Source organism: Enterococcus sp. DIV1682a, assembly GCF_051711005.1.
In the GTDB taxonomy this organism is placed as follows: Bacteria; Bacillota; Bacilli; order Lactobacillales; family Enterococcaceae; genus Enterococcus_B; species Enterococcus_B hirae.
This window is the reverse complement of sequence record NZ_JBIOLT010000001.1, coordinates 1659185-1683174: the sequence shown is the minus strand read 5'-3', so window position 1 is coordinate 1683174 and position 23990 is coordinate 1659185. Positions and strand designations below refer to the sequence as shown.

The window sequence follows — 23990 nt, the reverse complement described above, 5'->3', positions numbered from 1 at the left end:
AAAGAAGGGGTAGTATGGCGATCAGTGAAGAACAAGTAAAACACGTTGCCAAATTAGCAAAACTTGCGTTCGCAGATGAAGAACTTGCAAGTTTTACTGATCAATTAGGGAAAATCATTGATATGGTGGAAATGCTTGAGGAAGTTGATACAGAAGGTGTTCCATTTACATCAAATGTGGTTGAAACAGTGAACGTTATGCGACAAGACCGAGCAAGTGCTGGTTGGGATCGCGATGAATTGTTGAGAAATGTACCAGAAAAAGAAGATGGCTTTATCAAAGTGCCAGCAATTATTGACAATGGGGAGGCTGGCGCATAATGACAAAACTATATGATCTTTCTTTAGAAGAATTGCACGCATTATTGGTTTCTAAAGAAATCACTGCACAAGATTTAACAAGAGCAACCTTTGAGCGAATCAAAGAAACTGAGCCAGAGATTGAAGCTTTTATTACATTGAATGAAGAAAAAGCTCTGGCACAAGCCAAGGCGTTAGATGAAAAAGGAATTGACGAAAATAATGTCTTAGCTGGGATTCCAATTGGGATCAAAGACAATATCGTTACCAAAGATCTGTTGACGACTGCAGCTTCCAAAATTCTTTATAATTTTGATCCTATCTATGATGCTACTGTCATGGACAAAGTGTATCAAGCAGATATGATTCCAGTTGGTAAATTGAACATGGATGAGTTTGCGATGGGAGGAAGTACAGAAACTTCTTACTTTAAGAAAACAAAAAATGCTTGGGACCATTCGAAAGTTCCTGGTGGTTCTTCTGGTGGTTCGGCTGCTGCAGTCGCTGCTGGACAAATCCCAGTTTCCTTAGGTAGTGATACAGGCGGAAGTATTCGCCAACCAGCTTCATTTAATGGAATCGTGGGAATGAAACCTACCTACGGACGTGTGTCACGTTTTGGTTTGATCGCCTTTGCCTCATCACTAGATCAAATCGGGCCAATGACTCGCAACGTCAAAGATAATGCATTAGCTTTAACAGCAATCAGTGGCTATGATGAAAAAGATGGCACATCTTCTGGTGTTTCTGTTCCTAATTTTGCCGAAGGATTAACTGGCGACATCAAGGGGATGAAGATTGCTTTACCAAAAGAATATCTTGGCGAAGGAGTCGCTCCTGGCGTAAAAGAAAACATTTTGAAAGCGGCAGAAACTTTCCGTTCATTAGGCGCAACTGTAGAAGAAGTAAGTTTGCCACATTCAAAATATGGGGTAGCAGTCTACTATATCATTGCCTCATCAGAAGCAAGTTCCAACTTACAACGTTTTGATGGTATTCGTTTCGGTTACCGTTCAGAAAATGTGAAGAACTTAGAAGATGTATATGTGAATTCACGTACTGAAGGTTTTGGCGAAGAAGTCAAACGTCGGATCATGTTGGGAACATTCTCATTAAGTGCTGGATATTATGATGCTTACTTTAAAAAAGCGGGTCAAGTTCGAACATTGATCAAACGTGATTTTGAAAAAGTCTTTGCAGACTACGATTTGATCATCGGCCCATCTTCTCCAACAGTGGCATTTGGTATCGGTGAAAACATTAACGATCCAATCACGATGTACATGAGTGACATCTTAACAATTCCTGTTAACTTAGCTGGTTTACCTGGAATGTCAGTTCCTGCGGGATTATCTGAGAATATGCCGGTTGGTTTACAAATCATTGGTAATTATTTTGATGAAAAAACAATGTACCAAGCAGCCTATGCTTTTGAGCAAGCAACACAATTCCATAATCAAAAACCAGCAATTTTAGGAGGGAAAGGCGAATGAACTTTGAAACAATCATTGGGCTTGAAGTCCACGTTGAGTTAAAGACCAACTCAAAAATTTTCTCTCCAGCTCCTGCACATTTTGGAGCTGAACCAAACAGCAATACAAATGTGATCGACTGGGGATATCCTGGTGTTTTACCAGTAATGAATAAAGCAGCATTAGAATTTGGTATGCGAGCAGCACTCGCTTTGAACTGTGAAATTTCTAAAGACACACATTTTGATCGTAAAAATTATTTTTACCCAGATAATCCAAAAGCTTACCAAATCTCACAATTTGATCAACCCATTGGGCATGACGGTTGGATCGAGATCGAAGTTGAAGGTAAGAAAAAGAAAATACGGATCGAACGAGTTCACTTAGAAGAAGATGCTGGTAAGAACATGCATGGTATTGGTGGCTATTCTTACGTTGACTTAAACCGTCAAGGGACACCATTGATCGAGATCGTTTCTGAAGCTGATATGCGTTCACCAGAAGAAGCCTATGCTTATCTAGAAGCATTGCGTTCAATCATCCAATTTACTGAAGTTAGTGATGTGAAAATGGAAGAAGGTTCTATGCGCTGTGATGCCAATATTTCTTTACGACCTTATGGACAAGAAGAATTTGGAACAAAAGCAGAGTTGAAAAACTTAAACTCCCTTTCATTTGTTAAAAAAGGTCTAGCCTTTGAAGAAAAACGTCAAGCAAAAGTCTTACTTTCTGGTGGAGAAATCCAACAAGAGACACGACGTTTTGACGAAACAACTAATAAAACGATTTTGATGCGTGTCAAAGAAGGTTCTAGCGATTATCGTTATTTCCCTGAACCTGATATTCCTAAATTTTTGATTGACGATGAATGGATCCAAAAAGTGAAAGCAAGCTTGCCGGAAATGCCTGCCTCTCGTCGTCAACGTTATATCCAAGAATTAGGGTTACCAGAGTATGATGCAATGGTTCTAACTCTATCAAAAGAAATGTCTGACTTCTTTGAAGCGACTTTAGAGAATGGTGCGGATGCAAAACAGGCATCTAACTGGTTAATGGGTGAAGTATCTGCTTACTTGAACAGTGAGAAACTAGAATTAGCTCAAACGAACTTGACTCCTGAAAATCTAGCAGGCATGATTCGTCTGATTGCAGATGGTACGATTAGTTCTAAGATTGCGAAAAAAGTATTCCGAGAATTGATCACAAATGGTGGCGACGCACAAGATGTTGTTGAAAAAAATGGTTGGGTTCAGTTGTCTGATCCAAGCAAACTATTACCAATTATTAACGAAATCTTAGATAATAACCAACAATCAGTAGATGACTTCAAAAACGGAAAAGATCGTGCGGTTGGTTTCTTAGTAGGACAAATCATGAAAGCAACTAAAGGTCAAGCCAATCCAGGTGTCGTTAATAAACTGTTGCAAGAAGAATTAGCAAAACGCTAGGAGTAGATCATGAAAAAAGCTCGTGTTATTTATAATCCAACTTCTGGCAAAGAATTGTTGAAAAAAAATCTAGCGGATATCCTCCAAGCTTTGGAGGATTCTGGCTATGAAGCAAGTGCGTATGCGACAACACCAGAAAAAAATTCTGCCAAAAATGAAGCAAGAAGAGCAGCAGAAAATGGATTTGATCTGGTGGTAGCTGCGGGAGGCGATGGGACAATCAATGAGGTTGTTAACGGTATTGCACCGCTTGAGCATCGTCCTAAAATGGCGATTATCCCAGCAGGTACTACTAACGATTACGCACGTGCGTTAAAGATTCCACGGGATGATATCAAAGCCGCAGCTGAAGTTATCAAGAAGAATCAGACGGTTAAGATGGATATCGGTCAAACGGAAGATAGCTACTTTATCAACATCGCTGCAGGTGGTTATTTAACGGAGTTAACTTATGAAGTTCCTTCAGAACTAAAGAGTATTTTCGGCTATTTGGCATATTTAGCTAAAGGAGCAGAGATGCTGCCTCGAGTGAAACCAATCAAAATGCGCTTGAAATATGATGAAGGAGAATACATCGGGAATGCCTCTATGTTCTTTTTAGGACTCACTAATTCAGTCGGCGGGTTCGAAAAGATTGCTCCTGATGCCAAGCTAGACGATGGTAAATTTTCATTAATTATTGTCAAAACAGCGAATATTTTTGAAATTTTGCATATCGCAGCCTTGATGTTGAATGGTGGGCGCCATGTAGATGATTCTCGAGTGATTTATACGAAAACCAGCAGTTTGTATGTCGAAACAGAAGACGATATCAACCGACCGGTCATGATCAACTTAGACGGCGAATATGGTGGAAATGCACCTATGCACTTCCAAAACCTTCATCAACATATTGAATTTTATGCAAACATCGACCAAATTCCAGATGAAGCAATTACTGGTTCCGAAGAGGAGTTAGAAGAGGTCAGCAAAGAATTTGTCAAAGAAGTTGAGCGTTTGACTGATGAAGACATAGACGGTGACGGCAAGATTGCAGATAAAGAAAAATGACGTAAAGGGTGGGACAAATGATCGTTCCACCCTTTCGTATGATAAAAATTAATTCTTATTCATTGAAGATCATTATGTAACAGTATGTTATTTTTCTTTGTTGAGTCTAAAGCAGGCGAACGAAAGATTGACAATTGGATCGTAAATGAAGTGAAGGCATCAAGTGAATAAATGGACTTGCCAAAAAAAGGCTCTATGTGCCTAAAAAAAATGTCCTGAAGCAACCCGGTACCAAGTCCCTATCCAATAAAACACAAATGATCGTTTTTTGGATATGACCGTAGTACTAAAAGCAAAATTGCTTCAGTTACAAACCTAAATGAGGAGTTATTATGAAAGAGAAACTATCAGTTAAAAAAAATGAACGTTACACATTAGATATTATCGATTTAAGTTATGAAGGTATGGGCGTAGCTAAAATCGATGGCTATCCTTTGTTTATTGAAAATGCATTACCAGGTGAACGAGTGGAAGTGCTAGTAGTAAAAGCTGGGAATAAATTTGGTTATGGAAAAGTAGAAAAATGGCTAACCGAATCACCAGACCGTCAACCATTAAAGGATAATCGCCTTCTACGGACAGGAATTGCTCCTTTAGCACATTTGAACTATGAGCAACAATTACTTTTTAAACAAAAGCAAGTGGAAAATGTCATGAGCAAGATCGCCAAGATGCCAGAGGTTGACATTTTACCTACCATCCCAATGGAGAATCCTGTTGGCTATCGTAACAAAGCACAGATTCCAGTGAGAAGAATAGATGGTCGTCTAGCAACTGGTTTTTATAAAAAGAATAGTCATGAACTAGTTGAAATCGAGGATTATTATATTCAAGATCCAGCAATCGATGAAGCCATCAAACGTGTGAGAGATATTTTGCAACGTTTCCAAGTACGTGGTTATAACGAGGCGAAAAATGAAGGACAGATCCGTCATATTATCATCAGAAGAGGTCATTACTCACATGAAATGATGGTCGTTTTAGTTACACGAAAAGAAAAATTCTTTAAAGGTAAGGAAATTGCGTCTATTATTCATGAAGAATTGCCAGAAGTCGTTTCAGTCGTTCAAAATATCAACGAAGAGAAAACAAACGTGATATTAGGCGATAAAGAGAAGGTTCTTTATGGTAGAAGTTATATTGAGGATCAACTATTGGGAAAAACTTACCGTATTTCCTCAAAATCATTCTATCAAGTGAATACTGAACAAACGGAAAAATTGTATCAAACAGCCATTGAATTTGCAGCGTTACAAAAAGAAGATACCGTCATTGATGCTTACTCTGGTATTGGAACGATCGGTTTATCTTTAGCTGATAAAGTTAAAGAGGTCTATGGAATGGAACTTGTTCCGGAAGCGATTGAAGATGCACAATTCAATGCATTAACAAACAAAATTGAAAATGCTCATTACGAAGTGGGTAAGGCAGAAACAGTCATGAAGAAATGGCAAGACAAAGGGATCAAACCATCTGTGATCGTTGTCGACCCGCCAAGAAAAGGATTAGATGCACGTTTTATTGCGTCAGCCATTGACATGGAACCTGCGAAATTAGTGTATATCTCTTGCAATCCAGCAACTTTTGCCAGAGATGCAAAGTTATTTGCTGAGTCAGGCTACGAAGTGAAAAAAGTACAACCAGTCGATTTATTCCCACAAACACATCATGTGGAATTAGTGGCGCTATTAGCACCTAAGGGATAATTCAAACTTAGTGAATCATGTAAAAGAATCAGAAAACTAGAAAATGATAACGTAGCTGACAATCATGAAGAAAGAGGTACAAGATGGATACAAAGGAAAAAATGCTTGAATTGATCAAAAAGAAACAAGGCGGCGGACGTTCAAAAAAAATGGCTGAGCCTAAAAATGATCGACGGAATATGCGAAAAGGACCAAAAATCTATAATAAATAATTAAAAAGAATCAACGCGAAACAGAATACGGCTCCTTGTCAATAAGGACTGATGAGTTGTGTAAAATCAAATCTGGGTTAGAAAGAACCTCATTCTGACTCAGATTTTTTTGTGTTTTGAAAACCACCTGCTATGCAGGTAGTTCCGGAAAGTTTCCAGCGAGGTATAAAAAAAGCCTCCTGAACTGATAAGATGAAGTAGGTTTCCCGACCACCACATCAAAAAATTTACGAGGTATCTTTTTATGAACAAGGCTACAGAAAGTTTATCACACACTGTTTGGAAATGTAAGTATCATATAGTGTTCGCTCCGAAATATCGCCGCCAACTCATTTATGGCAAATACAAAGCAAGTATTGGAGAGATTATACGTGAATTATGCGAAAGAAAGGGTGTGGAAATTTTAGAAGCAAATGCTTGTCCAGATCATATACATATGTTAGTCAGTATCCCGCCAAAAATAAGTGTCTCTCAATTTTTAGGTTACCTAAAAGGAAAAAGTAGTTTAATGATTTTTGATAGACATGCAGAACTCAAATATAGTTATGGAAATAGAAAGTTTTGATGTAGAGGATATTATGTGGACACAGTAGGACGAAATAAGAAAAAAATCGCAGAATATATTCGTAATCAATCACGAGAAGACCACGTAGCAGATCAGCTTACATTGTTTGAAGAAGTTGATCCATTTACTGGAGAAAAAAATCGTAAGAAACACTAAGAGCTTCTTTGAGAAGCAGCGAGTAAATGTGGTGCAAGAGGGAACCGATTCGGTAAGTCTTTTAGACTTAGGCCGGTAAAAGAGGCTTTCAGCCGCAAAACAAACCACCCGTTCACACGGGTGGTTTTGATTGTTATTAATGACTTTATTCATTAATGAAAATGGAACTGAAGAATCAATTCTGATTCATTAGTCCTATAAATTGTGGAACCAAAATTTTCAGTACGCTAATATGCTTTTGCAAGTGCCATTGATATAAATTTGTTATTTAACTCTTAATTATAATGTAATATACTTAGAATATATTAATATTAAGGAAAAAGGCAGAGAGGTATTCAATGAAAATTTCAAATCTTATAATTGAGAATTATAGAAACATTCAAAGTATAAATATTAAGTTAGAAGATAATACAGCTTTTGTAGGAAATAACAATAGTGGGAAAAGTAACATATTACGAGCTGTCACATTACCATTTTTATCAAATGATATTGGATATAACGGAAAGAATCTAACATGGTCAGATATAAACAATCAAGCAAAAAAAATCTATTATGAATATATTTTCGCAAATCATAAATCCATAATAGATGGTTCGGTTAACTTGGAAGAATTTACAAGAGTGTTGCCCAAAGTGATAGTTGAAGTTACTCTGAGACCTAAGAATAATCTTGAGCTATATTTTGTTAAGGATTTATCGTGTGATATAAATGAAAGTGATGAAATTCGTTACGGAATTCGTTATGAATTCTTTCCAAAGAGTATTAACGATGTACTCAAAAGAATAAAGGAAATTTTCATTTCACAAGGAATTGAAACTACTGAAACAAATAAAATAGATATTAGCATAATTGAATCCATAAAAATGAATTTATTACCAATTGATTTATATACTCACTCTATAAAAGTTCCTAACAAAGATACCAGTATCCCATATGATGTTTTGAAACTATTTAAGTACACATCATTAATTGCTGAGCGTGATGATTTTTCTCAATCTACAGAAAGAATAGGTTCAAAATCTTTAGTAAAACTATTGCATATGAAATTGGATACTGATTCAAAAATAACAGTAGAAAAAGAATATACCAAGTTTTTTGAAAAGCTAAAGAGTTTAAGTGAAATGGAAAATATTATCAATTGGCAAGAAAATTCAGAAATAGAGTATGCTAAAAATTTTTTTGAGAAAATTTCTATATTGCCTAATATGCCCAACATGAACTCTCTACTCAGTAGCGTTAAATTGGGGTATTCTAATGAACACTTATCGTCTCAAGGTTTGGGGCATAGGAACTTAATACTGCTATTAGTATTGCTTAATTCTTTCATTGAGAAGAAAGAGGATACGGCTTTTTCAGTGGTAACTTTAGAAGAACCAGAAGCACATTTATGTGTTAATAATAAGAAACTAATGTCGAGCTACATGAATGCCTTTGCTACAAAAGACAATTCAGTGCAATTATTATACTCTACACATAGCACTGAATTTATTAATAAGCTTCATTTTGATAGCGTTATAATAGTAAATGATGGTTGTGCATTTTCTTTATCTACAGAACTATCGAGTGAATGCAAAGACTACTTAACTAAGAATCCAAATCTCGATTTATATAAACTTTTCTTTTCAAGAAGGTGTATTTTGGTTGAGGGATTAACAGAGGAATTATTTATTCGTTCATACATTAATAGTCAACAATATCTTAGCGACATAGAAGTAATTTCATTTCATAAAGGTTTTAAAGATATAATGGATATTTGGGTGAAATTGAATTATGATAGCTCAAATCGTTTGGGAATTGTGCGAGATTTTGATAACCAGCCAAAGGCACAAAATGAACATGAGGAATATAATCAGTATAACAATATATGTGTAACCACTACTTCAGAATATACCCTAGAGCCAGAAATTGTAAACACTGGACAAAATTTTGAGTTGCTTAGTGATTATTTCAAGCGTAATTTCAACTGGGAAGTTGCAGATAAAACTGAGCTTTCTAAAAAATGGACAGATTCAAAATCATCCATTATGCTTCAAGTTTGTAAAGATATTTCAAGTGGCGAGCTTTTAAACTTACAAATGCCGGAACACATTAAAAAAATAATTGATTTTTTATTGCCAGTAAAAGAAATTTACTCTGAAACTATTATATCGGAGGAAAGTTGAAATGATAATTAAAATTGCAGGTGCTGGAGCGGGAAAAACTACTACAATGGCTGAACGGATTATTGTTAAGCAAAAAGAATTGCCCACAGATAAAAATATATACTGTATAACATTTACTAACAATGCGGTAAATTGTATCGCAGAAAAACTCAATGAATATTATGATACAATTCCTCGAAATATAAAGTTGAGTACAATACATTCTTTTTTGTATCAAGATATCATTAAACCGTATTACTACTTGTTATATGGCAAACAATATGAACAGATTTCGAGCATTGAGTTAGATCCCGTACCAAAATTTAAAAATTTTAAAATATCCGAATTAGAAAGAAGTAGCATTCTTCATGTAGAAGTTTTTACAGAAAGAGCAAAATGGATTATATGTAAAAAATCTACCGACAAGAAAAAAGAAAAAGAAAAAAGAAAAGTTTTATTGAATAATTTCTCCAAATATTGTGGGTATATTTTTATTGACGAAGCACAAGATATGGATAAGCATATGTTGGAAATAGTTAAAGGTTTGGATGTTTTTTCCATACCAATTGAACTAATGGGTGACCCTAAACAAGATTTGAAAGGTTGTGGTTCACTTCGTAAAATGGTTCTAGATTTTCCAGAAAAAACGAAGCATATCAATACTTGCTATAGATGTCCACAAAAACACTTAGATATTTCAAATACACTCGTTACTAAGTCAGAAAAACAAGAATCAAAAAAAGATAAAGGGATATTAAACATCTATTTTGAGTCTGATATTGATGTAAAAACACTCATTGCCAAAGAAAATTTTGATTTGATGTATATCTCTCAAAAAAATGAAAAGTATTCAACGACTCAACGATCCGAAAGTAATTACAAAATAGAAACTTTGTTTCATGAAATTGAACAGTTTTTATTAATCCATGATTTAACTAAGAATAAAAATGTCCTTTTAGTTAAGCAACTTGCCTACTATTTTACAATTGAAATGTTGGACACATACCTTAACACCCAAAATTCTACACTAGCTATGAAAAAGATAGGTGACACTTACACTATGGATACAAAGACTTATGCCAAAATAATAAATTCATTAAAAAGTAATGTGAAAGAGTCAAACGATAAAATATCGGTTAGTTCTATTGATAAAATCAAAGGGCGAGAGGGCGAAAATTGTTTGTTTATTTTAACAAATGATTTAGCACCTTATCTATTTGGAGATAAAAAAAATAACAATAAAACTAAAAATAGACTTTATGTAGCCTTAACAAGGTCTTTAGATAAGCTCTCGATTGTTGTTTCTAAAGGAGTAGAAGAATTATACTCAAAAGACTTTGTTTCTAATTATTTCAAACAATTCATTTAGCTTTATGTTTACGACGTTTCCTTTTAAGAAGCGTCTGTTCTATATAGTAATCTGATTACGTAAGGATTAATTATGAATAATGACTACCCTTTGCGTCTTTCGATTTAGAAAGCAAGTGATATATGAACCGTTATACGACTGTAAAAGGGATGTCATTAATTACTAACTACTACTAACAACTACAACAAATAGAAAAAAAGAGGTAACTAATTTATGTAACTAAAAAAAGTAATTCCCAACATGTAAAAGACATTTGAATAATTAGAATACGCCGGTGAGGACAAGTTGAACAATTAGTAAAATCAATCGTATGTTTGAACTGGTAATGGAATTAGAGAGGAACCGCTCCTCGATAAATTGAAAGAAATTTAAGGTATGTGGTTTGTCCTTTAGCAAAATTGCTAGAACACGTAGAGAATATGGACTGTTATAGTGGTTTTGATTCTCTAGAAGTTAGTTCTCGCTACTGCGTGGGAGAAACTAGATATCTTGAGGAAGTACCAGTACCACGCAATATTCAAATCTATATCGACTATCAATTTTTCGGACGTGACATGGAAATTTCGGACAACTATATAGTCATTTCGCATGGTGTTTTGGATACGTTTCTTAAAATATTCTTATAATTATGAGTTTTTTCTAGTATAATATTTGTATTATAATTACACATGAAAGGAATCCTCATAATGGACAAAGAAAAACTAATTAAAAAGATAGATATATTTATGAACCAAGCACGTCAAGCTAATTGCTATTTTTCAATTGTAAAACAAGTTGCAGAAAACAGAACCAATTATTACGAAGAAATGTCTTTATCGAGTGCATTTTATTCTTATACCTACAATGCTTTAGTTGTGGCAACATTTATGGAGCTTTCCAAGATATATGATTCTCATCGTTATTCATCAAATATTCAAAAATTAGTTAAGGAATGTAGGGATAATATTGATTATTTCCCAAAATTTAAACTTCAAGAAGAAATAAATGTAAATGGCAAGAATCATACGCAAACTTTTCCTTTTATACACACTGTAATGGAAGACGAAAGAGATTTTTTCCAAGAGGAAATAGAACGTGAAAAACCAACTCAAGAATTACTTGGTGATAAAAATTTACCAATTTATGTAGAAATGACTATTGAAAGATACTTTGACCTTTATGAATGGCGTTTGAGTAAACTACATGAAAAAATCAAAAATTTATTAAAACAACGCAATAAAGTATATGCACATAATGATGAAGCTACTATGAAAGTAGACTTAGATATCATTATAAATAATTTTCCATTAGACTATAAGGATATTAATGATTTAATTGTATTTGCTTTAGATTTTTCAATATTTGCTAGTGCTATGCTAACAGGTATTAATAGAGCTAGCGAACCAGTTAATATTAATGATTGGGAAAATACCTTAAGAGCTGTAAGACTTGGGGAGAAATATAAAGAAGTAGACGTACAAAAAAAAGTTGAAGAATTAAATAAAAGTTTATAGGAATCATTGTAAAGAGCAATCAGCTATTATAGTAGATTGCTCTTTTTTTGTTACTTGTGGAACTAATGATCAATCATTGATTGGATAAGCTAATTTAAAAATGTATTGTTGTAAATCGAGCCATTCTTTTTTTGTAGGAAAATAAGAAAGTAAGAGTACTGGGCAAGGGAAGGTTGTATCTAGAAAATCATAATTGCAAACAACCAATGCAACCTCAGTTTCTAAAACCATCTTATGTGAAATAAATTTATTAGAGACAAAAAGAGGAACCACATTTTGTGGAAGCAATTGGCATACGAATCGAGTCAAATAGTCTTCTAATCCGGGTTCTCCTTGGAATGAAAATAAAATTGTCTGTTTTTTTTGGGTAGAGGAAGAGGTTAAATTGGCATAATGAATAATACTTAACGTTAAGGCGATATCTTGATAGTGGGTAACAGAAAAAGGTAATACATGTGTATACTTTTTTAAATAGTTCTGCCATTCTTTAAAAAGTTTTTTGACTTTCATAGGTACGCTGGTATGAAGTTCTAAAGTGATTCGCTCAAAATGAGAAGAGATTTTTGTCAGCAGACGCAGGTTGCTGAGATATCCTTTTAACTTTAGCAGGTCGACATTTGCGATAGTTGTAGAATTCTGTAATGGTCGTAAAAATGGTTCATACTGTTCTAAGGTTGGAATATCTTCTGGATAGCACAGATTCAAAGTTTTGTTAGCTGGGTAGTAAGAAACACAATGTAAGCGTATGAGGTAAGACCAAACAATTTCCTCCTCGGCTACTTGGGTAATACCAAATCTACTTTTAAAATACTTTTTAAAAACCGATTTAAACTGAATGAAACTTGTTCTTGCCTTAATTTCTTTACATAAGGACGGTTCGAGATGAATCATTTGTTTATTTAATAAGCGCTGTTTTAAAATATTCATCCATAAGTTGATGCGAAAATAATTTGTTGCGATTTGCGTTGTCGCTTCTTGGAGTTCTTCGTATGTATTGTTGATTGTTTGATAAGAATGATTGGTCGTAAATGTTTGTCTAAAACCATGGTAAAACTCAAATAAAAAGTAACGGATATCTGCTTCATTTCCTAATAAATCTAATTGTTTAGTCGATAAAGTAAGGCGATAAAATTTTAATTCTTTGTTAATATGGCGAATGGTCTTTCTCAAAACTGAATGCGAGAGATGAAACTGTTCGGTGGCAGTTTGGAATGAATGAATACGACCTCGGTAGATTTCGTCAATCAATTTATAAACAATTGTATCTTTAGCGATCTCCATGACAATGGAATCAATCGTTTTGAATGTAGACACCATCAATCGGTAACCGATCTTTTTATAATATTTGATGGTCATTCCCTTGGGAAGTAATTGTTGTAAAGAATCAATATCCGCGCGAAGTGTCGGTGCTGTTGTTTCAAGTTCTTTCACTAGTTTTTCAGTTGAAGAAATCGAATCACATTTATGTAAATAGTAAAGAATTCTTATCTGCCGCTGTAATTGCTTGTTATTTAATAATCTGAAAAATAGGTTATTCATTCTTATTCCTTCCCGACTTTAATTAAAAGCCGCGTAATTTATTTAGTGAAATCTTTTTTATTTTAACTTGAATAAACGATGAGCTCAATTTTTTTACTAATATTTTTTTTGAAAGAAAAAAATAGAAAACTTTTCCTTCAAGTAATCGTTGATTATATAAATAGCTTTTATTTTAAAAACATGGTGAATTTAGGGGGAAAATCAATGAACAAGAAAAAGTTAGTCAAATGTTCGTTAGCGATTTGGTTGGCGACACAATCTCTGCTTCATCCGTTTTCTTATTCTTATGCCGAAGAATGGAGTAAACCAGACGAAGAGCAAGTACAAACAGCAACTAGTTTAAACGAACCAGGAGGTAAAAACGATCTGGTCGAAAATCCATTAGAAACAATGATCCAGGAACCTGATGAAAATCAGCCAGAGTTAGAAGAGTCAATGACAGAAGTTCCGCAAGAAGAACTGGTAGAGGAATCAGAGAGCCTTGATCAACCAACTGAAAGTCAATCAGCTGTTGACTTAGATCAGGATCAATTGACGGAAAACACAGAGCAAGAGGAGACACTTCTCAACACTGCCACACCTACAGAAGAATCCACCGATATTGCCAGTGGTGTTTTCGGAACTTGTTCTTGGCGAATCGATGCAGAAGGTACATTATATATTGGAGGAGGCACATTGGGAGAAACACCGGTTACGTTTTTTCCTCCTTGGTTCAACAGCTATCGATTTAAAATAAAAAAAATGGTATTCACTGGACCAACGATTGCTCCTAAAGAAACTCATCGCTTATTTTATGGATATAGTAATCTTTTGTCCATTGAGAATTTAGCTTATTTAGACGTAAGTCAAGTAACGGATATGACTTCCTTTTTTTCTGACTGTCGTGTACTAAATGGCGTTGATTTGTCAGGATGGGATACGTCAAATGTCACGAATATGTCTAATATGTTTTTTGAAGCATTTGACCAAACAGAGAATCTCATTCATCTTGATCTTTCAAGTTTCGATACAAGTAATGTAGTTGATATGAGTGGCATGTTCAGTCGATGTACCAAAGTACAATCAATCGATCTTTCTAGTTTTGATACGAGTAATGTTGTCAACATGAACAGAATGTTTTTTGCTTGTAATGAATTAATTACCTTAGATATCGCTCACTTTGATACATCAAATGTGGTTTATATGTCACGTTTATTCGCTGAATGTAAGAAGTTGCGCTATGTGGATGTCTCAAATTTCGATACATCAAGTGCGATTGATCTTTCAGTGATGTTTCGTTTGAATTATGAATTAGAGAGTGTGGACGTTTCTAATTTTGATACATCAAAGGTTGTTCATTTGCATTACATGTTTGATCAATGTCGCAAATTGAAAACGATCGCAGTGGAAGGTTTTGATACAAGTCAAGTAACATCCATGAATTATATGTTCAATGGCTGTAATAGTTTAACCTCTTTGGACGTTTCTAATTTTGACACCAGTCTAGTCCAAGCAATGAGATACATGTTTGCTAATTGTGAGTTACTAGAGACGATCGATGTGTCTAATTTCAATACAGAGTCTGTGAATTATCTGACATATATGTTCTTAAATTGTTCGAAAGTAAAAAAATTAGATCTTTCTTATTTTCAGTTTGAGGATCCCGTAGAAATGGCAGAAATGCTGGCTGGAACAACGAGCCTCAATGAATTGACTCTTGGTAAAGGCTATCGTTTTGTAGATTCAGCCAATCTTCCTGCTATTCCAGTAGAAGATGGAAACACTGGTTATTGGCAAAACGTTGGTTCTGGAACGGTTACGAACCCTGCAGGGGAATACGTGCTAACTTCAGAAGAATTGATGGCGAACTATACAGGAGCGATGGCAGATACGTATGTTTGGCAGAAAGAGCCAAACTATGAATCAATTTTAGCCAAAGATTCGACGCTTTACCTTGGTGAAACCTGGGATCCACAGGATAATTTTATTTCAGCAACAGATAAGGAAGGAAATCCCCTTCCATTTGATATGAGTATGGTCAGTGGAACAGTGGATACCTCAGTAGTAGGAGTGACACCGATTACTTATACTAATGGTAGCGCTGCTCAAGTCATTCATGTAACAGTGAAAGAAAACCAGGAGAGCATTCAGGCCAAAGACTCAGTTATTTATGTGGGTGATCAATGGGATCCACAAGCTAATTTTGTTTCAGCTACTGATGAAGATGGGATGCCTCTAGCGTTCACTCCAAAAATGGTGGAAGGTTCGGTGGATAGCCAAAAAACGGGCGATTATTTTGTGACGTATACCAACGGAATAGCAAGTAAGACGATCAAAGTAACGGTCAAAGAGAACAAAGAAACACTCGTAGTTAAAGGTTCCACACTCTATGTAGGAGACAATTGGAATCCACAAGACAATTTTATTTCAGCCAATGATAAAGAAGGAAATCCCCTAACATTTGACCAGAAAATGGTTTCTGGTAAGGTGGATACGACAAAAGTTGGCGTTTATCCAGTGACCTATCAAAACGGTCATCAAAAGAAAACTGTTGAAATCCATGTGCTAGCTGAACCAACTAAAGAAAAACCAGATGCGGATACGAACCAATCGGGGGATAAAAAGCCAGTACCAGCAACGCCAAATGAGACAACGAATAACAACGATCAGAGAGATAAAAAAGACGAAGAAGATGAAAAAAATAAAAAAGATGAAAAAAATAAAAAAGATGAAAAAAATAAAAAAGATGAAAAAAATAAAAAAGATGAAAAAGATTATAAAGATGAAAAAGACGAACAAGAAGACAAAAAACTACCTACTACAGGTTATCAAAAATCAAGTCTTTCTATGATTGGCATGGCTTGCTTCTTACTTGGATTATACTTTGTTTACAAAAAAAAGATAAACGTTAAATAAAGCGTAAATCAACTAGTCAATCTCCTCGTTTTACGTCATAATGTAAAAAAAGGAGATTGGCAAGATGGATAAAGAATTATTGATTATTGAATTGATGTCAGCAAAAGCAAAGATGTTGTCTATCATCAATCAACGAACGAAAAAAATGACATGGAAAATTGGGATGTATTTAATCGCTAACCTGTTGTTCTTTGGCGGATGGGGAAACATCTACCATCATTTAAAGCAGAATCATCCACATTCATTTAAAATGGAGCGAATCACTAGTTTGTACCATTTTTCAAGTTATGTTGACTTTGCGATAGGACTATTCTTGTTTTTACTCGTTGCTGTGCTATGGTTCAAAAAGAGGAACATCTCTCGGCATTATGATCAATGGTTGGAAAAACAAGTGACGAATATGTTACATATTTCAGTTGGCTCTCAGGACGAAAATTATCTCTACTTGAGTGATCATAACAAAAAGGAGTTTACACTTGCGAAAAAGAGGCGTTATTTTCTGCTGCAAACGATGGAGGGTGTCTCACTTTTTCTAGGAGAACAACTTACTTGGTATGGCAGTAATCGATACTATGTTTTTATGCAAGTAAATGAACCGATAGACCGAAAAAACAAAAAAAGAATTGAGCCTTTTTACTCTCATTTAGCAATTGGAGTTGGAACACTCTTGTTGATTGGCGGGGGTGTTTATCAATTCATTAATGCAGGACCAGTAGCAACGAATGTACACTCTATGATGCAAAGCGAAGAAAAAGTAAGAAAAATGCCAACTTCGACTAATCAGGACGGTTTATTGAAACCTGTTCAAACATCCGTCAATTTGACCACTGAGCAAACGAATGACGTAAAAATAGACCCAGAAACACAAGCCTTGTATTTGACGACGAATCAAGGAAAAGACTGGCATTTCGTTCCAATTGCTGTGGACTGGTTGCGTTTTGGTGACTATACTTTGACTTCGGGTACTGTTGCAAAAGGGGAATGGATGGACAAAACATTTGATGTTTCTCCTACTTTTTCTTGGTTTATCTATTCACCTGATCAAAAAAACGTTTACCTATTATCATCAGCTGATAATGGGAAGACGTGGCAAAAAAGTCAGATTACAGATCAAGGCGGACAGGTTCGTTATCGTAAAGCAAACTTTTTCACAAACGATCAAGGCATCATGGTATTTTCATCCTCTACAGGAATGTCTGCGGAAAGTCTAAAAATTTATACGACCAACGATAAAGGGCAAAGCTGGCAAAAAAGCGGCAGTACCATCGTAAATCAACCGATTCAAAATGTTAGTTTTGTGACGAAGACATTGGGTTTCCTCTCTACAAGAGAAAACATCTATTATACGAATGATGGGGGACTAACATTCAAAGAATCCTTGGTAGCTATCCCGGGTGAGTATCAATTGGGAGGGATCGATTTGTTCCAGTCACCAAATGAAGTGGTACAAGTAAGTGCCAATAAATTGGAAACCAAGTTTTACCTCCTAAAAAATGGATCGATCGATGCAGGAAAAATGTTTGCTTGTCTTTTTTATTCGACTGATGGTGGAGAAACATGGCAATTCGAACAACAATTATCGCAAGTAGAGAATCGCTAAAAAAGTTTAGATGAATTTCAACACCAAAAAGAAAATGGCGTAAGGAGAGACATTGACAATTTATGTAAGTGAAAGTTCTCTATGTAACGATTGAACTTGTGAATAAGAGAGATTGAAAGAATAGACCCATAAAAAAGAGCCTTGGAAAAAAGTCCAGGCTCTTTTTTATGGGGTTTAAAATAGGTAAAAAGTGTTCAAAATTACTTAGGTCAAAGCGTACTTTTCACAACTTCTTGCTAAACGGCGTTCAAGAAGCAACTCCTCAACAATAAGCGATGATTTCCTAAAATATGAGGAGCTATTTTAAAAAATCCTCTCTTATTCGCTCGGAGCTAAACGCTTCTTTCACAGCCTCTTGCTAAACGGTGTTCAAAGTGCTGACCCTCGGTAATAAGTCTAAAAATCTCAAAACATGAGGAGCTGTTTCGAGATTTTCTTCCTTATTACTCAGGTCAAAGCGCACTTTTCACAACCTCTTTTATGTGATTTGAAATTGGCTATTATATAAACTAGCATAAAGTGTTGGTTTGCTTAATAGTGACTGATGAGTTCCTTGTTCAATAATATTTCCATTTTCCATCACTAAAATCAAGTCGGCATTTTCAATCGTAGATAACCGATGGGCGATAATAAAGCTGGTTCGGTTTTCTGTGACAGCATTCATTGCTTTTTGGATCATTGCTTCGGTGCGGGTATCCACGCTGGAGGTTGCTTCATCTAAAATAACTACGGAAGGATCCGCCAGCAATACCCGAGCAATGGTCAATAGCTGTTGTTGTCCTTGTGACAACGAACCATTTTCACTTGAAATAATCGTATCATATCCTTCAGGTAACGTACGGATGAAATGATCACATTGGGCAATTTTGGCAGCCGCAATGATTTCGTCTCTGGAAGCTTGCTGTTTCCCATAAGCAATATTATCTGCCACTGTGCCTTCAAAGAGCCACGTATTTTGCAAAACCATCCCAAAGTGTTTACGTAACTCACTACGAGAGAATTTCGTGATATCGATTCCGTCGAATTCGATTCTTCCATGGTTTAGCTCGTAAAATCGCATGAGTAAATTGACTAATGTCGTTTTTCCTGCCCCAGTTGGTCCCACGATTGCAATTGTTTGTTTTGGTTTAGCCGAAAAGTTGACATTTTCCATCAAGATCTTATCTGGACTATAACCAAATCGAACATCTTTGAACCTGATTGAACCAGCAGGCTGGTCAAGTGATGCTGTATTTTCGTGATCAGAACGCTCATTTGGTTCATCCATAATCTCAAAGATACGATCAATCGCCGCCATAGCAGATTGTAACGAATTGATGACATAAGAAGCGGTCGAGATCGGTTCAGAGATTTGATTGATGTACTGCAGATAAGCTTGTAACAATCCTAGTGTGAGTCCACCAGATATTACTAAGATCCCACCTAAGACAGCACTTAAAATGAACGCTGATTGATTGATCAAGCGAATCGCTGGATAGATGGCAAAGTTCATGAATTGCGCTTTTTTAAATGCTTGGTACTGTGAATGATTTACTTGACGGATCGACTCGATCGCTTGATCTTGTTGATTGAATGTTTTGATGACCAAGTTACCTGCAAGATATTCTTCCACTTTATTATTTAATGAACCTAGTTCTGTTTGATTGTCATCAGAAATCTTTTTGTTTTTATTCGCAAAGAGTTGAGTGACCCATGAACTACCAACGATCAATAAAAGAATCAGTAACGTCAATTTGCTGTCAATATAAAACAGCATCAAAATTGAAAATAAAATCGTTACGATGGAAGTGAAAAATTGATTGATCCCTGTTAGCAAGACTTGTGCTAGTTGATTCAAACCAGTCGTTGTTCGGCTGATGATATCTCCTACCTGATGCTGATCAAAGAAGGCCATTGGTAATGTTTTGAATTTCTTGGTCATTTCTTTTCTAACATTAAGTGTGATTTTTTCACTCAATGAAGCCATTGCGTATTCTTGAATGAAAGAAGTAATACTACTTAAAAAAGAAAAAACGAGTAATAAAACAACAGGGAACAAAAGGGCATCCTTGACATCATGAAATGTCATTTCAGCAATCCCGATCGTACGGATTCGACTTAAAAGCTGATCGATACCAACGCCCATGATCATCGGCATTGCAACGACCATCAGGTTACCGATTAAACTACATAATAGTAAGCCATAAAATGTTTTGTGATCAGATTGGATCATTTTCCAAAAGCGGATCAAACTATGTTTATTCATTTTTACATCAGTTGTTTTCATATATTCCCTTCTTTCAAAATCCCTTGTGATTTAGCAAATTCCTGATAAGAAAGACAAGTAGCAAGGAGTGTTTCGTGAGTTCCTTGTCCCACGATTCGGCCATTGTCTAAAACGATGATGTGATCAGCGTTCATGATTGTACTCAATCTTTGAGCCACAATGATCAATGTCTTATCAGCCATTTCTTCATGGAGGGCTGTTCTTAGTTTTGCATCCGTCTTGTAGTCCAAAGCAGAAAAGCTATCGTCGAAAACATAGATATCTGCTGGTTTGATGAGCGCTCGTGCAATACACATCCGTTGTTTTTGTCCGCCAGAATAATTATCTCCGCCTTGTGCAACAAAACTAGCTAATTTTTTGGGCAATTTATCCAAAACTTCCTCTAATTGTGAAATACGTATAGCTGAGGTCAATTCTTCTTCTGTTGCATGCTCATTGCCCATTTGCAGGTTTGATAAAATTGTTCCACTAAACAGAAACGCTTTTTGCGGAACATAGCTGATCTTCGAACGAATCGTTGCTTGTGTTAATTGTTGGAGTGGTTGCCCCCTAATGTAATCTGTCCACTGGTCACATCATTCAAACGAAGGAGCAATTTGGCAATTGTACTTTTACCAGAACCAGTTCCGCCAACGATGGCAGTTGTTTTGCCTTTAGGTACCTTAAAATGGATATCTTCCAATACAGGTTCCGAATCTTTGGTATAACTGAAAGAAACGTGTTCAAAAGATAACACATGCTCATCATCCATATTCAGCGAAGCTGTTGATGGATTTTCCGGATCAATGATCTCAATAGGTTGATTCAACACTTCTTCGATCCGCCGAAGAGAGGACATCGATTTTGGAACGACGACTAACACCATAGCTGCAGTCATTAGATAAGCCAACGTGAGCATCGAATATTCGACGATGGCAGTAACAGTCCCGATCTGTAGTGTACCTTCACTGACCAACGAACCACCAAACCAAAGAATGGCGCTGTATACGATCCCCATCAATAAAAAAGCAATCGGAGTGACCCAAGCAAATACGCGATTGACTCGGATCATCTGTGCGGCATATTTCTCAAATGTTTGATTGGTGCGCTTCTCCTCATAGTCTTGATTGTTGAAAGCTCGAATCATATTCACACCTGTAAAAAATTCCCTTAAAGTCACTGTGATACGATCCATTTTTGGTTGGATACTGAGAGATAGAGGGGTTCCTTTTTTCATTAAAATGTAAATAACGACAGCATAAATAAACACAGAAATCAATGTAATCAATGTCAATGTCATGGAATATTGAAGCATCATGACAATTGTAAACACCGCAATGATTGGTGCAGGTAAGATCATTTGACAAAAGAGTACAATCATTTGTTGGATATTATCTACATCATTAGTCATTCGAGTCAGGAGTGAGGCACTTCCAAATTCATCTGCATCTTTCATCGATAATTGTTGGAACTTATCAAAATAGTTTTCCCTTGTTTGGTAGCCAAATTTTGCAGACACTAGTGCAGAAAAATAGCTAGAAGCAATCGCTGAAAAAGTACCTAGCAAGGCTACGAATACCATTTGTAGACCAATGGTATAAATTTTACTGTTTTGACCAGTAACTATCCCTTCATCAATTAATGTTGCCACTAATTTAGGAACACCAAGAGTACCAATGATTTGTAAACAGACGAATAAAAAAGTCATGCCTACGATTTTTTTATTCTTCCATAGGAATTGTTTAAGTAATGTCATTTTGTTTCCTCCTTTTACTAGACAATAATGAATTTTACACCTTAAAGTTACTTGAAGGTCAATAGAAGAAGCGGTAAAATTAACCAGAGGTGAGCGGAAATGCCAAAACTTTACACAATCGGAGAAGTCTCGGAACTACTAAATGTACCAAAGTCAACGATTCGTTTTTGGGATGAGCAAGGGTTAATCCATTCTCTACGCCATGAAGAAAACGGGTATCGGATGTTTAATATTGATGATATTTTTCAGATCTATGACATCAATTTCTATCGAAAATTAGATGTTCCAATCAAACAGATGAAAAATTTATATGGAAAAACGATCGAAGAACATTATGCAACGATTGCAGAAACAGAGCAGCGGATTAAGCAAGAAAAAATAAGTCTGCAAAAAAAACATGAAGAAATCTTGGCTCGAAAAGAACAATTAAAACTTATGATTGACAATCGAGGCATTACCAAAGAAACAATTCCTTTTGCGGCAATCGTCATAGTGGATTCCGACGACATTTTAGATTCGAAAGCCTATCTTGAAAACTATGCCAGCTTCGGTGGGTATTTTGATTTTTCGCTGAGCGATGAAATGATTTATGGCTTCTGTACAGACCAAACATCAGCCACAATTCCACTGTCTAAAATTGTTTGGTACAATCAGCCTGGTAAAACTTATCATCGATTTTTATTACAAGTGGAAGTCAATCATACCGAAAAGAACAATATCGAAGAAGTAAGATTAACATTAGCTCAACGAGGGTATCAAACAGGAAATGTGATTGGACAGTATCTGCTAACGAAGCAAACGGAAGAAGGAGTCTATCATGAATATTATTTAGGATGGATCGAAAGCCAAAAAGTAGAAGCTGATTTAACAAATGAGGATAAGCAAAAGTAGACGAAGAAGGAGCGGGAAAGGATAGTTATCTCGCTCTTCTTCGTCTCTTTGGTTAGGATTTATCAGGGTTAAAACTTTCTCTAATGATTAGTCGTGTAGGATAAGTGACAATGATCGGTTCATCTCTCAAACCATCGATTCGCTCCACCGCTAATCGAACAGCAGACTGACCAATGGCTTTTGCATTGATCGCTACACTTGTTAAACTAGGAGATAAATCAGCAATCGCCTCGATGTTATCGAAGCTAACTAGAACGATCTCTTCTCCAATTTTTCGATTGTCTTTTTGTAATGCTCGATAAACACCTAATGCTAAAGGATCGCTACCGATCAAAATGGCCGTCGGTAAATCATGTTTTTGTTTTTCGAGAAGTTTGGTCGCTAACTGCTCTCCGGATTCCTCTGTCCATTCTCCTAAATAATAATTGATCTGTTTGGTCAAATGATGGTCTTGCATGAAATGGCGGTAGGCTCTGAGCCTTTTTTCATTCTCAGTTGTTGATTTCCGACCAGCTTCGTTAATATCGATTTGATAACCACCAATATAAGCAATGTTGGTGTGCCCATTGTCTAAAAAAAGTTCTAAAACAGATTTAGTCATTCGTTCGAGATCTCCATAGACCATATCCACTTCTTGTTGGATATCTGGATTATCTACTACAACTAATTGTCGGTTCTGTTTCAATAAATCGGCGATTGCACCTTTATCGATCGTACCGACTACGATTATAGCACCTAATTGATCCAAATCTTTCCACTCAGTCGGGTTATCCGACATATTATAAATTCGATTCATGCCGATATGGAGTCGGCTGGCTTCTTCTTCTAGACCTGCTCGTAATTCTCGATAATAAATATCTTTTTCTTCGCTGGCTTTACTGATTGCTGAAATGACACCGATGGAAGGACGGCGTTTTTTAATATATTTTCGCTTGTTGATATCATAATTTAATGTGGCAGCTGCAGTAAAAATCCGTTGACGAGTAGCAGCAGAGACACTGATCGTTTTGTCTTCATTCAAAACTCTTGAGACCGTAGCAGGTGAAACATTGGCTTTTCTTGCGACATCTCTAATTCCAACCATAAAATGGCACCCCTTACAAAAAAATAAAAATTTTTATTGACATATTTGTTTAGTAAACAGTATACAGGA

The 23990-nt window shown here is 35.8% G+C and carries 16 protein-coding genes and 2 pseudogenes; 14 read left to right on the top strand and 4 right to left on the bottom strand.

What is annotated here, in order from left to right:
• Positions 1 to 14: 14 nt before the first annotated feature.
• The 11 genes and pseudogenes from gatC (at position 15) to IGJ23_RS07570 (ending at position 11911) form a co-directional block, all read left to right on the top strand.
• Positions 15 to 320, top strand: coding sequence for an Asp-tRNA(Asn)/Glu-tRNA(Gln) amidotransferase subunit GatC (gene gatC / locus IGJ23_RS07620; RefSeq protein ID WP_010718983.1), 306 nt, complete (start codon positions 15 to 17; stop codon positions 318 to 320).
• Positions 320 to 1792, top strand: coding sequence for an Asp-tRNA(Asn)/Glu-tRNA(Gln) amidotransferase subunit GatA (gene gatA, locus IGJ23_RS07615; protein ID WP_010718984.1), 1473 nt, complete (start codon positions 320 to 322; stop codon positions 1790 to 1792). The genes gatC and gatA overlap by 1 nt, the downstream gene beginning before the upstream one ends.
• On the top strand, positions 1789 to 3219 hold the full coding sequence (gatB, locus tag IGJ23_RS07610) for an Asp-tRNA(Asn)/Glu-tRNA(Gln) amidotransferase subunit GatB (RefSeq protein ID WP_438774807.1): 1431 nt from the start codon (positions 1789 to 1791) through the stop codon (positions 3217 to 3219). Before gatA ends, gatB begins: the two co-directional genes overlap by 4 nt.
• A 9-nt stretch (positions 3220 to 3228) precedes the next feature.
• Positions 3229 to 4269 (top strand): diacylglycerol kinase, encoded by a 1041-nt coding sequence (locus tag IGJ23_RS07605; protein ID WP_010718986.1) that lies wholly within the window; start codon positions 3229 to 3231, stop codon positions 4267 to 4269.
• Between the two features lie 332 nt (positions 4270 to 4601).
• Positions 4602 to 5975 carry a 23S rRNA (uracil(1939)-C(5))-methyltransferase RlmD gene (rlmD, locus tag IGJ23_RS07600; protein WP_063627211.1) on the top strand — a complete coding sequence of 458 codons (1374 nt, stop codon included), beginning with the start codon at positions 4602 to 4604 and terminating at the stop codon, positions 5973 to 5975.
• Between the two features lie 83 nt (positions 5976 to 6058).
• Complete coding sequence (locus tag IGJ23_RS07595) at positions 6059 to 6187, top strand: hypothetical protein (protein WP_010718988.1); 129 nt, start codon at positions 6059 to 6061, stop codon at positions 6185 to 6187.
• A gap of 244 nt (positions 6188 to 6431) precedes the next feature.
• Positions 6432 to 6908 (top strand): annotated as a pseudogene (gene tnpA / locus IGJ23_RS07590) (IS200/IS605 family transposase).
• A 338-nt stretch (positions 6909 to 7246) separates the two neighbouring features.
• A complete protein-coding gene (locus IGJ23_RS07585; protein WP_438774806.1) occupies positions 7247 to 9070 on the top strand; it encodes an AAA family ATPase in 1824 nt (607 codons plus the stop codon).
• A gap of 1 nt (position 9071) precedes the next feature.
• Entirely contained in the window at positions 9072 to 10418 is a 1347-nt protein-coding gene (locus IGJ23_RS07580) for a UvrD-helicase domain-containing protein (protein WP_438774805.1), read from the top strand.
• A gap of 377 nt (positions 10419 to 10795) precedes the next feature.
• A complete protein-coding gene (locus IGJ23_RS07575) occupies positions 10796 to 11044 on the top strand; it encodes an antirestriction protein ArdA (RefSeq protein ID WP_181918568.1) in 249 nt (82 codons plus the stop codon).
• A gap of 60 nt (positions 11045 to 11104) precedes the next feature.
• Entirely contained in the window at positions 11105 to 11911 is an 807-nt protein-coding gene (locus IGJ23_RS07570; protein ID WP_181915036.1) for a hypothetical protein, read from the top strand.
• Between the two features lie 69 nt (positions 11912 to 11980).
• Here IGJ23_RS07570 and IGJ23_RS07565 read toward each other — a convergent pair whose 3' ends face one another.
• The gene (locus IGJ23_RS07565) at positions 11981 to 13450 is read right to left on the bottom strand and encodes a helix-turn-helix domain-containing protein (protein WP_438774804.1); all 1470 of its coding nucleotides are present in this window, start codon (positions 13448 to 13450) and stop codon (positions 11981 to 11983) included.
• Between the two features lie 204 nt (positions 13451 to 13654).
• Between IGJ23_RS07565 and IGJ23_RS07560 the strand changes: the two genes are divergently transcribed.
• Together IGJ23_RS07560 and IGJ23_RS07555 are read left to right on the top strand one after the other, a co-directional pair.
• The gene (locus IGJ23_RS07560) at positions 13655 to 16345 is read left to right on the top strand and encodes a BspA family leucine-rich repeat surface protein (protein ID WP_438774803.1); all 2691 of its coding nucleotides are present in this window, start codon (positions 13655 to 13657) and stop codon (positions 16343 to 16345) included.
• Between the two features lie 64 nt (positions 16346 to 16409).
• Positions 16410 to 17945, top strand: a complete 1536-nt coding sequence (locus IGJ23_RS07555; RefSeq protein ID WP_438774802.1) for a WD40/YVTN/BNR-like repeat-containing protein — start codon at positions 16410 to 16412, stop codon at positions 17943 to 17945.
• 478 nt (positions 17946 to 18423) lie between these two features.
• Here the strand turns inward: IGJ23_RS07555 and IGJ23_RS07550 are convergent, their stop codons facing one another.
• Both IGJ23_RS07550 and IGJ23_RS07545 read right to left on the bottom strand, forming a co-directional pair.
• Positions 18424 to 20211, bottom strand: a complete 1788-nt coding sequence (locus tag IGJ23_RS07550; protein ID WP_438774801.1) for an ABC transporter ATP-binding protein — start codon at positions 20209 to 20211, stop codon at positions 18424 to 18426.
• Positions 20208 to 21946, bottom strand: a pseudogene (locus tag IGJ23_RS07545) (ABC transporter ATP-binding protein). Before IGJ23_RS07545 ends, IGJ23_RS07550 begins: the two are co-directional and overlap by 4 nt.
• 99 nt (positions 21947 to 22045) lie before the next feature.
• On the opposite strand from IGJ23_RS07545, the gene IGJ23_RS07540 reads away from it, so the two are divergent.
• Positions 22046 to 22837, top strand: coding sequence for a MerR family transcriptional regulator (locus IGJ23_RS07540; protein ID WP_010718996.1), 792 nt, complete (start codon positions 22046 to 22048; stop codon positions 22835 to 22837).
• A 52-nt stretch (positions 22838 to 22889) separates the two neighbouring features.
• Here the strand turns inward: IGJ23_RS07540 and IGJ23_RS07535 are convergent, their stop codons facing one another.
• Entirely contained in the window at positions 22890 to 23921 is a 1032-nt protein-coding gene (locus IGJ23_RS07535) for a LacI family DNA-binding transcriptional regulator (RefSeq protein WP_053766792.1), read from the bottom strand.
• Positions 23922 to 23990: the final 69 nt, after the last annotated feature.